The sequence below is a fragment of the Gordonia insulae genome (assembly GCF_003855095.1).
GTDB classification, from domain to species: Bacteria; Actinomycetota; Actinomycetes; order Mycobacteriales; family Mycobacteriaceae; genus Gordonia; species Gordonia insulae.
This window is the reverse complement of sequence record NZ_CP033972.1, coordinates 4637556-4650781: the sequence shown is the minus strand read 5'-3', so window position 1 is coordinate 4650781 and position 13226 is coordinate 4637556. Positions and strand designations below refer to the sequence as shown.

Genomic DNA, 13226 nt, shown 5'->3' with positions numbered 1-13226 from the left:
GCCTTTAGATATTGGTGAGTCAACGGGCGCCCACGCGCCGTCGACGCGGCGGCCGTTGAGCACCGGCTCAGGCGAAGTCGAATCCGCCGTCCGCCGTCACGACGAGGGACGCTCCGGCCTCCTCCGCGACCAGCAGCCGCTGCAGCGCCTCGGGGTCTGCGGTGGAAGCCAGTGTCCGCGCCCCGTCGACGACGCGAGCAGCCACGAAGCCGCGCTCGGGCACACCCGACCGGTCGTACAGCACGGCCCACGACTCGGTTGTCGCCGGCCCCGCGTAGGTCGGGTCGGCCCGTACGGTCGGTTCCCGGTCGACCGCAGCCTGCACGTCCTCGCGCCGGAATCCACCGGCGGGCGGCTCGGTCCGATACACCCCGAAGGCATGTTTGGTCAGGTAGCCGCTGTTCGCGGTCACGAGTCCGTAGGAGCCCGGCGATTCCCGCAACCGGCCGGCCATCGTCGCGATCGCATGGGTGCTGTAGTTGTTCCACGGCCCGCCGGCGAACGTGAGCCCTCCGGTGAGAGTCAGCGGACGGCCCGGATCGTCGAGCGGCAGTCCTAGTTCCCGCGCGGCGACCTGAACCGCCGACGGGAAGCAGGAATACACGTCGACATGGGCCACGTCGTCGATGCCGATGCCGGCCAGTTCGAGGGCCCTGGCGCCGGCGATGCGGATGGCCGGCGAGCGATCCAGCGCGCCGCGCTCGGCGATGTCATAGGTGTCGTGTGACTCGGTTCCGGACTGCGGGAACACCCAGTTGTCGCGTGGGATGCCGAGTGCCGTGGCGGTCTCGACCGAGCACAGGAGCACCGCGGCACCCTGCTCGACCATGTTGTTCGAGTTCAGCAACTTGGTGTACGGCGAGACGATCCACCGGTTGTCCGCCGACGGCGTGGCGATCTCGTCGGCGGTGTACTCGCGTTGCGTCCAGGCGTGCGGGTTCGTCGCGGCAACCTTGCTGAAACCCGACCACAGGGCTCCGATCGCGCCTCGGTGCTCGGCGACGGTCCTGCCCGCGCGCAGACGCAGCGCCTGCTCGAACAACGGATAGACGTAGGCGGGTCGGTCCAGACCCGCACGCATCTCGGTGTCCGATCGCATCGGCACCTCGTCGACGACGATCGGCGCCGCGGCCACCGACTCGTCCTGCGTCGTCCAGTCCGGGCGAGCACCCTGCGCCCGCAGTTTCATTCGCGTACGCCACGACTCGGCTCCGCCGATCAACACCACGTCGGAACGACCCGCGATGATGTCCTCGGCAGCCATGTTGACGAGGACCTGTGGAGTGCTGCCGCCACTGCCGGTGTATGCGGTGTGCCGAGGTGATGCCCCGATGCGCTCACCCACCAGGGCGCCGGGATCGCGGTACCGCCACGACAGCAGGCCGACGATCCGGACGGAGTCGACGAGTTCGAGCAGCCGCTCGCTGCCCGCCTGCCCGGCAGCACTGCGCGCCGCGTCGGCGATCAGATCCACGGGCTCACGGCCGCCGTCCCGGTCGTTGATCTGACCTCCGCCGACGAGGACCGGCGTGCGTGGGTCGAGGGGCACGCTGGGTCCACTCATGGTCGCGCCGCCTCCAGGTTCGCAGCGGCCGGGTGCGCGGGTGTACAGCGTTTCACGATCATCCTCACAAACCTAGGCTAATGGCTTTAGATTATCGCGCACGCGCCGGGCTGTCAGGAGCGGGCGGGGGGCATGACGTTGTCATGGCGACGTCGAAGATCAGCAGGTAGTTCTTCCCCCGGGTATCGCTTCGTCCCCCACGTGCAGGCGGAGGAGGAACGCATACCCGGGGGAAGAGCGGGCAGGGGTTCCGGTCAGTGGTTGCGATAAACGGGAGGCCGCTTCTCCAAGAACGAGTGGACGGCCTCGCGATGATCCTTGGTCATCGCCGCGAGGATCTGTGTCCGGTTCTCCAGGTCGATCGCGGCACGCAGGCTCGGTACCTCGAGGTTGGACCACATCACCTCCTTGGTCATCCACACCCCGAACGGGCTGTTGCGGGCGATGTTCTCGGCGGTGTCGAGGGCCTTGTCGAGCAGCGACTCCGCGGACTCAACTGACGACACGATCCCGACACGCTCGCACTCGGCGGCATCGACGGGACGTCCGGTGAGCAGAATCTCTGCGGCCCTGGAGAATCCGATCATCCTCGGAAGCAGCCAACTGACGCCGATGTCGCAACTCGACTGCCCACGGTTGATGAACGACGCGTGCAGCGCGGCCGTGTCGGCCATGATCCGCACATCGGCCATCAGCGCGAGGGCCATGCCCCCGCCCGCGGCAGCCCCGTTGATCGCCGCGACGACCGGCGGCCGGGCACCCCGGAACGCCTCGACAAGCGAGGCGATGTGCTGCTGGACGCGCATACCCGCCTGTGCCCGCCCCTCACCCTCGGCGGCCCCGGGTGGGGTGCCGTAGCCACGCAGGTCGATGCCCGCGCAGAAGGCCCTGCCGTTGCCGGTCAACACGATCGCCCGCGTCTCGGAGTCGTGCCTGACCTCGGCCAACACGGCGTGTAGAGCGTCGACCAACTCCACGTTCATCGCGTTCAGCGCGTCAGCGCGATTCAGTCGGATCACCAGGACCCCGGGTCGTGGCCGTTCGGTCACGATCATCTCTGCCATCGTCTGCCCTCTCCTCGTGATCTCACAGCATCGGCGTCGCCGACGTGGCCCGTCACACGCCGACGGGCCCGCCGAGCCACACCCCTACCTCTTCCCCCGAGACATGCCCGCCCTCCTCGCTGACGAGGAACGAGATGGTCGAGGCGATGGACTCGGCGGGAATGCGGGGCCAGTGCGCCGCAAGGCTTTCCGCAGCGTTCGCACCGCCGGAGGAGATGATGTCGGTCTCCACGAATCCGGGCATGACGGTGTTGACCGTGATGCCTCGGCGCGCTACCTCGAGCGCCATCGACCGGGTCATCCCGACCAGGCCGGCCTTGGCCGCGGAGTACGCGCTCATCCCCGGTGAGGGTCGACGCCCACCGGAGGGACTGCTGACGAAAATCACGCGCCCCCAGCCATTCTCGTACATGTACGACAAGGCCGCATGTGCACAGTAGAAGGCGCCACTGAGATTGACACCGATCACCCGGTCCCAGTCGCCGGGTGACTGCTTACGGGCCGCACCCGCGATGTTCATCCCGGCGTTGTTCACCAGGACGGTCGGTGCTCCGAGTTCGGCCGTGGTCGTGTCGATCAGGTTCGCGGCCTGCCCGGGATCGGAGACGTCCGCGCGGATCGCGACCGCGCTCCCGCCGTCGGCGGTGATCCCGTCGACCACCTGCTGTGCGTCCGATGGACTCGACGAGTAGTTGACCGCGACGGCGAATCCGTCGGATGCCAACCGCCTCGAGATCGCGGCGCCGATGCCGCGACCGCCGCCGGTCACGACCGCCACCCGGTGGGGCGCGGTCACGATCAGCGGACCTTCGGGTAGGTCTGGGGCACATCCGAATAGGTGTCGCGGAGTTCTCGCTTCGAGATCTTGCCGCTGGCCATCCGAGGCAGACCGGAGTCGACGAAGACGACATAGCGCGGCACCTTGTAGTCGGCGAGATTCCGATTGCAGAACTCGACGACGTCGATCTCGGTGAGGCCGGTGACCTTCTTGACGATCGCAGCGGGCGTCTCGCCGAACTTGTCGTCGGGAACGCTGATGACGGCGACCTCCTCGACGCCCGGCATCCGATTGATGACCTGCTCGATCTCTGCCGGTGAGATGTTGAGGCCGCCGGAGATGATCATGTCCTTGAGCCGATCGACGAACGTCAGATAGCCGTTCTCGTCGAGCTTCCCGAGATCGCCGGTGTGTAGCCATCCGTCGATGAGGGCGGCCCGGGTGGCGTCATCGTTGCGCCAGTACCCCGGCATCATGCCGGGGCCACGCAGGAGGATCTGTCCCACTTCGTCGGGTCGGCACTCCTTCCCGTCCGCATCGACCACACGGATCTTCGTGAAGATGCCACCGAATCCGCATTTGTCCGGATGCTGGGCCGCCTCGTGGCGGGGCATCGCGGTGGCCGATCCGCCGATCTCGGTCTGGCCGTATATCTGTCGCAATTGCACACCGCGGGCGAGCCAGGTTCCGACCAGAGCCGACGGTACGCGCGCGCCACCGACGTGTGCGGTGGTCAGGTGACTCAGGTCCGTGTCATCGAAGCCCGGGACACGGGAGATCTGCTCGAAGAGGATGGGCGGCCCGGTCAACGTGGTGGCCTTGCTGTCGGTCATCACCCGCAACGCGGACGCAGGGTCGAACCCTGGTTGCAGCAGGAGGGTGCCGCCGTGGAGCACGGTCCGGGAGATGCCCCAGATGATGCCGGCCGCGGTGAAGAGCGGCAGCACCAGCAGCGGCCGCAGGCCGTTCTGCTCGATCGGTTCCATCAACGACCATTCGTGCATCTCACCGGCGATGGTGGCATGGGTGAACACCACTCCCTTCGGTTTGCCGGTGGTGCCACTGGTGAACACGATCGCGGTGGGGTCGGACTGTTCCGTGACGGGGGCGCGGAACGGCGCATGTGCAACACCTCGCAACGATCGGACGTTCGCCTCGAACTCGGCGATCGCGAAGGTCTCCCGCGCCGCGTGAACCTCCTCGAGGCGGTCGCGGAGGTCGGCGTCGCAGTAGACCACTGCGGGCTCGCAATCGTCGACGAGCACGGTCAGCTCGCCGGCCAGCATGCGCTGGTTGAACGGCGCCGAGATCGCCCCGACCTTCATCGCTCCGATGGCGGCGACGCACCACTCGAGCGTGTTGACACCGAGATAGCTGACCCGGTCTCCGGCGGTGACGCCGCGATCATCGAGGTCGTGCGCAACGCCGTCGGCCCAGGTGTTGAGCTCACGATAGGTGACGACGTCACCGGCGAAGTCGATGGCCGCCTGGTCGGGAACGATCTTCGCCCAGTAGGTGAGTGCGTCGATCACGGTACCGCTCATCGGTTGCCTCCCAGGGGTGTCGGCGCGGCGGGTTGTCCCACCGCCGATCCGGCGGTTCGCACGTCGGCTCGGAACGTGTGCTGCGCCACATCAGTAAATCTAAAGCCATTCGATTGTGATGACAAGATCCGGCTCAGGATCAACACCTCACGACGTCGACGTTGATCCCGGTGAGCTGGGACTGGTTGCTGAGAGGGTCGTAGCCGTCCGCTCCCGTCGGCGCCAGGCGGTTGACGTTCACGCCGGGGTGTCGACGGGCCACGTCGAGACCGTGAGCCGTTCGCTGACCCCACCCGTGCGTCATCGCCACCACGCCGTCACGCAGTCCGTCGTCGTACGCCAGAACAGCGGTGACGTGTCCGTGAGAGTTCCGAACCTCGACGTCATCGCCCTCGACCAGTCCACGCCGGTGCGCGTCGCACGGATTCATCCACAGCGGATTGTCCTGGTGTACCCCGTGCTTGAGGATGGGCAGGTTGTGCATCCAGCTGTTGACCATGTAGTTGGTACGACGAGTGATCAGCTTCAGCTGGTCCGGCGGTTCTGCCGACAGCTCGTCGAGGATGCGCTCGGCGACCGGGAAGAAGCGACGAAAAATGTTCGGGCAGCAGTCGATCAGTCCGTCCTCGTGCTGAACCGCGATGTCGAAGACATCCGTCGGTACCGCCGGGGGCAACACCGCGGTCTGGCACGGCATGGTCGACAGCGCCTCGATCGTCAGGCCGGAGCCCGCCATCATCGCGTCGATCGCAGCGAACGGATTAGGGTCTGGATCGTCGAGCAGCGTTGCGACACCCATCTCCTGCTGGATGCGGGACAGGATCCACCAGTCGTCGCGTCGCTCCCCTTTCGAGGGTACGACCGCGGGCGTGTACTGGACGTACGGTTCCATCGCGACACCCATGGTGTTGAGGACGTTGACATCCTCCCGTTCGAGCCAATCCGTAGCCGGCAGAACATAGTCCGCGAGTTCCCCGGTGACCGTCCGGTACAGATCGATCGTCACGATCAGCTCCAGTGACCGCAGTGCTCGAAGCAGTCGTCCGTCTCCACCGACCGACAGCAGCGGGTTTCCCGAGACCACGATCAGCGCGCGGATCGGGTCGGCCGGGTCCTCGATGAACTCCGCCAGCCGGGCTGCAGGCAGATCGCCGCTCACGGTGCGCATCTCGCCGAGGGGGCCGTCGAAGAACGGGTCCTCCCGCTTACGCGTGGAGTGCTGCACGGTGTCCGCGACACCCCGTGAGTAGATGTTGCCGCCCCGCCGGCCGAGATTGCCCGAGAACAGACTCACCATGGTGAGCATCCAGTAGGCCAGAGCGCCCTGCCGACCCTGGTTCACACCGGTCGCCATGTAGATGCTCGCACTCGGGGCCGAGCAGAAGTCATCCGCGACCCGTCGGATCTCCTCAGCCGGCACGCCCACCACCTCGGCCACCCTCTCGACGGGATAGCGACGGACGAAGTCGAGCACGTCGTCGACATGTCTGGCGTGCGATTCCACCGCGTCCCGGTCGTATCCGATGCGGAAGACGATCTCGTGCAGGACCGCTGCGAGAAAGTAGAAGTCGGTGTCCGGCCGGACCAGCAGGACGTCGCCGGTCTCTGGTGACGACGACTCGATTCGTCGCGGATTGACGAACAACACCGTCCCGCCGCGCCGGGTGATCTCACGGATCTTCGCCATCGGATCCGAGATGTGGATCAGCGTCATGTGCGAGACCTGCGGATTGCTGCCGAGACACAGGAAGTAGTCGGTGTGCAGCAGATCCGGGATCGGGTGCGCCATGGACGCCCCGTAGATCGCCTCGCTCGCCGCGTATTTGGCGGACGTGTCCTGGGTACCGGCGCTGAAGCGCATCCGGGTGTCGAATCCCCGGGCGATCCGCCCGGCGTTGGCGTAGTACGCGCCGTTGAACGCCGACGGGTTTCCCTGATAGACGGCGAGGGCATTGCGGCCGTGGCGGCTACGGAGTTCCCCGAGTCGTGTTGCGATGTCCCGGGCTGCGTCGTCCCACTCGACCGGTTCGAACACTCCGCGTTCCTCGCTGCGCGGGTTGGTCCGCTTCAGCGGCCGGTCCAGCCGGTCCGGGTCGCGATGGACCTGCAGGTAGTGCACACCTTTGTGGCAGGAGAAGCCCCGATGCACCGGGTGTTCCCGGTCGGGTTGCAGCCGGACGATCTGCTCGTCGCCGTCGTCGCCGTCGTCGACCTCCGCGAGCAAACCGCATCCCGGCTCACAGATGCGGCAGAAGGTGTGGACGTGGCGCGTCATCGCGATGCTCTGGATGCGATCGCGACATCGACTGCCGCGGTGGCGTCGACGATCTTCACCCGCGGGCGCCCGGCGGCCCGGCCCTGCTCGCGCTCGTGGCGGTCGATCGCGCGCCAATCGCCACCACCGAGCGCATCGGGTCGTCGCGCGTGCACGAGCGCCGTCAGATCTGCCGACGACGCGGTCGGTGCAGCGAGCCGGCCCGCACGGTGATCGTCGAGAAGGGACTCGACAGTCTCGGCGGCACAGTAGCGGTTGGTGCCGATCACTCCGGTCGCTCCTCGTTTGATCCAGCCCGCGACGTACTGCCCCACGACCGGCTCGCTCGTCTCCGGCACGACGACGCGACCCGCGACATTGCCCACCGTGAACGCTTCGTCGTCGAACGGGAGCCCTGCGATGGGCGTGCCCCGGTAACCGATCGCTCGGAGCACCAGCCCGCACACGATCTTCTCGGTCACGCCGGTGTCGGTGTCCGCGACGATCAGCGACTCGACATGCTCCACGCCGACGACTTCCTCAGGCTTGCAACCGAATCGGAGAACGATACGCCGATTGCCCGGGGTGGGCGTCCGTCCGGCGTAGTCGGCGAGGATCCTCATCTTCATCGGCGCGTCCATGCCCACGTGCAGGGGACCGTCGACGAGCACGTCGATCCCCGGCAGAGACCCGAGAGCGAGGAGTTCCGGAGTGGTGCAGGCGGCGTGCTCGGGTCCGCGTCGCCCGAGCACCACCACTTCCTCGATCCGGTTGTCGACGAGTGCGGAGAGTGCGTGATCGGCGATGTCGGTGCTGCGCAGGGATTCGGGGTCCGAGACGAGAATCCGGGCGACGTCCAATGCCACGTTACCGTTGCCGACGACGACGGCGCGATGCCCTGTCAGGTCGAAGGTGTGGTCGGCGTGGTCGGGGTGACCGTTGTACCACGCCACCATCTCCCGCGCGGCGTGACTGCCGGAGAGATTCTCGCCGGGGACGCCGAGACGCCGGTCGCCCGCCGCTCCCGATGCGTGTATCACCGCATGGTGGTGGGTCATCAGTTCGTCGACGGTGACGTCGCGTCCCACCTCGACGCCGAGGTGGAAGGTGAAACCTTCTCGCCGCGCGGTGCGGTCGAACACCCGGTCGACGGTCTTGGTGTGCCAATGATCCGGTGCCACGCCGAAGCGCACGAGACCGCCTGCGACGGGGAGCTTCTCGAACATCGTGATCTCGGCGGCGATGTCACGCCGGGCCAGCAACTCCTCGGCCGCGTAGAACGCCGATGGTCCGGACCCCACGATCGCGACGCGCAGCGGAGGCGGGTCGGCGACGCCGGAGGTCGCGACCGTCAGCGGAAGTGGCTGGACATGCGCACCCAGAGGTGTCTCGCGCGGGTGATGCCGAAAATACTCGGCGTTCAGCTCTCGGTAGAAATCGATGTCGGGTGCGATCTCGTCGCCGGGGACGATGGCGTCCACCGGGCACACGTCAGAGCATGCTCCGCAATCGATACAGGTGTCCGGATCGATGTACAGCATCTCGGTGCGCTTGTACTCGCGCTCGGCGGGCGTCGGGTGGATGCAGTCGACCGGGCACACGGCGACGCACGTCGCATCGTTGCAACAGTTCTGCGTGACCACGTAGGCCATCAGGGCTCCTCCTGGGTCGTGCGGGTCACCGTCACGGGGACGCCGTTGAAGATCGGTGAGGCCGTAGGTGTCTCGAGGTCGGTGGTGTCGTCAACCAACGCGTTGTAGTTGCTGCCCGGAGCCGCCGCGGATCGCGACGTCCGCAGTCCCGGCCCGTCGTGACCCCATCCGTGTGGCATGCTCACGACGCCGGCGCGTAGCGCCTGGTCGACGCGCAGTTCGGCGGTGACAGTGGCGACGTGCGACGACACCGCTACCCGATCACCCGTCATCAGGCCATGTTCGGCCGCGTCCGCCGGACTCATCAGCAAGGCGCACTGGCTGTCATCCGGCTGCGGTAGCGCATTGTGCAGCCACGAGTTCATACCGCGTCGCTGCCGCCGGTTGATCAACAACAACCCGTCAGCCGGCCGGGACAGGCTCGTCCGCAGTCGCGGCAGGTCGCGGGTGATCATCTCCGGCATCAGGTCGATGCGGCCGTTCGGCGTGCGCAGCACCTCCGGTAATCGTGGCGACAGTGGGCCGAAGTCGATGCCGTCGGGACGATCCTCCAATGCTGCCAGGGTCAGTCCGCCTGGCTCGAGGCCGAACCGGTCACCGTAGGGCCCGCTCCGTAGCCTCAGGTCGAGGAGTCGTTGAGGTCCGCTGCGTTCAGCCGTGGCATCCGCGGCGCGGTCGGTCTCGCATCCCGCAAGTCTCGCGGCACGTCGCGTCGCGACGGCAGCAACCTCGTCGTCGATCTCGGCCACGGGCCGGTCCGGTGTGCCCTTGGCGATCGCGGCCAGCCGGAGCAGGATGTGCCACTCCGACATCTCTCCGACGCCGAGGGGGATCAGCGGCGGTGTGTACCGGGCGACGTTACGGATCTGGAAGTGGGAGAGGGTCACATCGTGATGGCCTCGCGTGATCACCGGCGGCGGCGGCAGGATGACGTCCGCGTACCGAGTGGTCTCGTTCAGGTAGCAGTCCACGGAGACCATGAAGTCCAGCGCCTCGAGCGCCTCTTCGATCGCGCCGCTGTTGGGAAGGGAACGGGCCGGGTTGCCCGCGAGTGTGATCAGTGCACGCGTTCGGCCCGCGCCGGGAGTGAGGATCTCCTCTGCGAAGCAGACCGCCGGCAGTTCTCCCATCGCCTCGGGCAATCCCCGTACCCGGGACCGCCACCGGTCGAACATGAGCCTCGGCGGCCTCGTGACGGGCCAGGTGTTCTGGCCGCCGGCGGCAGGGAGCGAGAACATCGCTCCACCAGGGCGATCCAGGTTCCCGGTGACTATGGTGAGCACCTCGACGAGCCAGTTCGCGAGTGTCCCGAACTCCTGCATGCAGGTTCCGATCCGCGAATGGGCCACCGCGGCAGGCGCTCCCGCGAATCCGCGGGCCACGTTCCGGATCAGATCGAGGTCGATTCCGCAGGAGGCCGCCATCTGTTCGGGGTCGAATTGGGCGGCCAGCTCCAGTACGGTCTCCACGCCGTCGACCACGTCCGGGATACGGTCGGCCCGGGCGAGGCCCTCGGTGGCGATCACCGACAACACCCCGAGCAGGAACTGTGCGTCGGTTCCGGGCCGGATCGGAACGTGCACGTCCGCCACCTCGGCCGTGCGCGTGCGCACCGGATCGACGACGACGAGCGTGCCGCCCCGTTCTCGCAATTCCGCCAGTCGGCGATGCATGCCGGGCGCGGTCACGGTGCTGCCGTTCGACACCAACGGATTCGAGCCGAGGATCAGCAGGTAGTCGGTGCGGTCAAGGTCGGGCAGGGTCATCCCCAGGCCGGTTCCGTACAGCAGCATGTGGGCGAGGTTCTTCGGCCAGGTGTCCACGCTGGCCGGCGAGTAGATGTTGCGGGTGCGCAGTGCTGCGATCAGCTCACCCAGGTAGAACGTCGCATCCAGGTGGTGGGCGGCCGGATTACCGTGGTAGATGGCGCAACTACCTGGATCGTCCACGGTGAAAGCCGGCAGCCGGCGTTCGATCTCCGCGAACGCCTCGTCCCAGGTGGCCTCACGGAAACCGCCATCGGCGGTGCGGAGCAGCGGTGTCCGGATCCGTTCCGGGTCGCCTTCGATCCGCCCGAGCCCCAGACCCTTGGCGCAGCTGTGCCCCGCACTCATCAAGTCCGCGGGGTTCGGCGCGACACCCACGATGGCACGGCCGGACAGCTCGACCATCAGGCCGCAGCACGACTCACAGAGGGGACAGATCCTCTGCCCGACAGCGGTATCGGTGGACCGTGTCACGATGCTTCTCCGCATCCGGCCGGCTCCACCGCGACCCGGACGGCGGTCATGGTGGGCATCGCGTTGATGGCCTGCACACCGTCACGGGAACCGGTCAGCTCGTTCACGTTCACCCCGGCGTCAGCGGTCGGGTCGACACTGCCGAAACAATGGGTCATCGACACCGTGCCGCGGGCCAGCGTCGCGTCCGCCCGAACCGTCGCGCACAGGTGCCCGGAGGCTGAACGCACGGTCACCGACTCCCCGTCGGCGATCCCGAGGTCGTCGAGGTCGTCGGGATGCATGCTCAGCGGGTTGTCCCCGCCCGGGACGAGACCCGGCACGCGGGTTCCCGTGGAGTTGACGGCCTCGCGGATTCGACGGACCGTCAACAACATCGGAAGGTGCTTCACGGCAGCGGTCTCCGTCAGCGCGGCACGGAGTTCACCGAGGACGTCGTCGGGCATCAGCAGGAGACGGTGGACCGCGCCGTCGGCGCTCGGTCGCCCCACGACCGCCCCACCGGTACCGGCGAGAATCCCGTGCGGAGCACCGACGAGGTCGTCGAACGGGACGCGCCCCCGTTCGGTCATCATCGCCAGCATCTCCTCGGCGCTCGGCGGCGATGCGGGATCGAGGATGCGGCCTGCGAACTTGACCGCCTGGCCCGATGCCGCCGCGAGATCGAGGAAGAACCGCCAGTCATCGACGACACCGGGTGGAGGTGTCACGACGGCAGGCGTGAACTGCGCGAACGGACGCGGGAAGAACGCCTCCATGATCGCGGTGTGGTCCGCACGTTCGTACATCGTCGTCGGAGCGATCACATAGTCGGCCAGTCGAGCGGTGTCCGACATGCGCGGATCGACGCACACCAGCAGGTCCAGTGACCGCAGTGCACGCAGCGCCTTCAACCGATCAGGCAGCGCCGCAGCCGGATTGCCGCCCGACACGATCAGCGCCCGTACCCGATCCGGGCCGGGCTCGAGTATCTCGTCGGCAAGGATCCCGGAGGGCAACTCTCCACGCATCGCCCGCACACCGTTGATGCGACTGCGGAATCCGCTCTCGTAGGACCGGGCCGGCGGGGCCACCTCGGCGCGAGCCGTCACCTGCCGGATGAGGACTGCGCGATCGTCCGCCGGTTCACCCTCACGGAGGTACCGGCCGCACACCACGTTCAGGGCGGCGACGAGGTGCTCGCCGAGATTCGAATGCGGCCCCATGCACAGTCCGGTCCCCGAGGTCGCCATCCCGCGTCGACCGTTCGCGAAGACACGGGCGGCCGCCGTCACCTGATCGGCGGGTACGCCGCAGATACGCTGGACGACACCGGGAGTCACAGCGCTCACCGCGTCCCGGAGCGCGGAGAGATCTGCGGTGAATCGGCGGCAGAACTCGGTGTCCTCGAGACCGTCCGCGAGGATGACACGCAGCATTCCCGCCAGGAGCACCGCATCGGTGCCGGGCCGCGGGGCCAGGTGGATATCGGCCAGGGCGGCGGTCTCGGTGCGCCGCGGATCGATCACGATGAGGCGCAGTCCCCGCTCGCGTGCCGCGCGCAGCGTGGCGGACGGATTGTGCACGACGGCCCCATCGCCGTCGCCGCCGTTCGCGGAGACGACCGGATTGGTCCCCGCCAGCAGCCACACGTCCGCATCCCCGAACCGTTGTCTGCCGCCCAGGTACGTTCCCATCCTCTCCGCGACAACCCATTTGGCAGACTGGTCGATCGTCATCGTGGAGAACAGCTTGTGCGATCCGGTACCGCGGAACCAGGCTCGTGCCATCGGCGGGGTGAGTGCGGCGAAGTTCTGTTGCGTCCCCATGAAGAGTGCGACCGAGTCCGGCCCGTGCCGGTCGACGATCCTCCGCAGCCGATCGGCTATCTCCGTGGTCGCCTGCGCCACAGGGATGGGCTCGTGCACGCCCTTCGTCGATCGTCGCATCGAGCTGGTGAGTCGATCGGCGCCGTGGACGAGGTCACCGCCCCGTCGCCCTTTCGGACAGGTGTAGCCGCCCGAGATCGCGTGCTGGGTGTCGCCGAGGACACGCGTGATCCGGCCGTCCACGACGTCGAGCAGAACGCCGCATGAGGAAGCACACAACCTGCAGTACGACGTATGGCGGGTCGTGGCGGGCGGCACGGTC

Annotated in this window: 8 protein-coding genes; all 8 read right to left on the bottom strand. The window is 67.5% G+C overall.

From position 1 onward, the window contains the following. Positions 1-67: 67 nt before the first annotated feature. Positions 68-1549 carry an acetyl-CoA acetyltransferase gene (locus D7316_RS21200; RefSeq protein WP_124711488.1) on the bottom strand — a complete coding sequence of 494 codons (1482 nt, stop codon included), beginning with the start codon at positions 1547-1549 and terminating at the stop codon, positions 68-70. 269 nt (positions 1550-1818) lie between these two features. Then, positions 1819-2628 (bottom strand): enoyl-CoA hydratase/isomerase family protein, encoded by an 810-nt coding sequence (locus tag D7316_RS21195; protein ID WP_124710013.1) that lies wholly within the window; start codon positions 2626-2628, stop codon positions 1819-1821. Positions 2629-2680: 52 nt separating this feature from the next. After that, positions 2681-3424, bottom strand: a complete 744-nt coding sequence (locus tag D7316_RS21190; RefSeq protein WP_124710012.1) for an SDR family oxidoreductase — start codon at positions 3422-3424, stop codon at positions 2681-2683. 2 nt (positions 3425-3426) lie between these two features. After that, positions 3427-4950, bottom strand: coding sequence for a class I adenylate-forming enzyme family protein (locus tag D7316_RS21185; protein ID WP_124710011.1), 1524 nt, complete (start codon positions 4948-4950; stop codon positions 3427-3429). Between the two features lie 139 nt (positions 4951-5089). Continuing rightward, positions 5090-7225, bottom strand: coding sequence for a molybdopterin-containing oxidoreductase family protein (locus tag D7316_RS21180; RefSeq protein WP_124710010.1), 2136 nt, complete (start codon positions 7223-7225; stop codon positions 5090-5092). After that, entirely contained in the window at positions 7222-8856 is a 1635-nt protein-coding gene (locus D7316_RS21175) for an FAD-dependent oxidoreductase (protein ID WP_124710009.1), read from the bottom strand. The genes D7316_RS21180 and D7316_RS21175 overlap by 4 nt, the downstream gene beginning before the upstream one ends. Next, positions 8856-11111, bottom strand: a complete 2256-nt coding sequence (locus D7316_RS21170) for a molybdopterin-dependent oxidoreductase (RefSeq protein ID WP_124710008.1) — start codon at positions 11109-11111, stop codon at positions 8856-8858. Before D7316_RS21170 ends, D7316_RS21175 begins: the two co-directional genes overlap by 1 nt. Continuing rightward, positions 11093-13222: a molybdopterin-containing oxidoreductase family protein gene (locus tag D7316_RS21165; protein WP_124710007.1), complete on the bottom strand. Its 2130-nt coding sequence runs from the start codon at positions 13220-13222 to the stop codon at positions 11093-11095. The genes D7316_RS21170 and D7316_RS21165 overlap by 19 nt, the downstream gene beginning before the upstream one ends. Positions 13223-13226 lie beyond the last annotated feature (4 nt).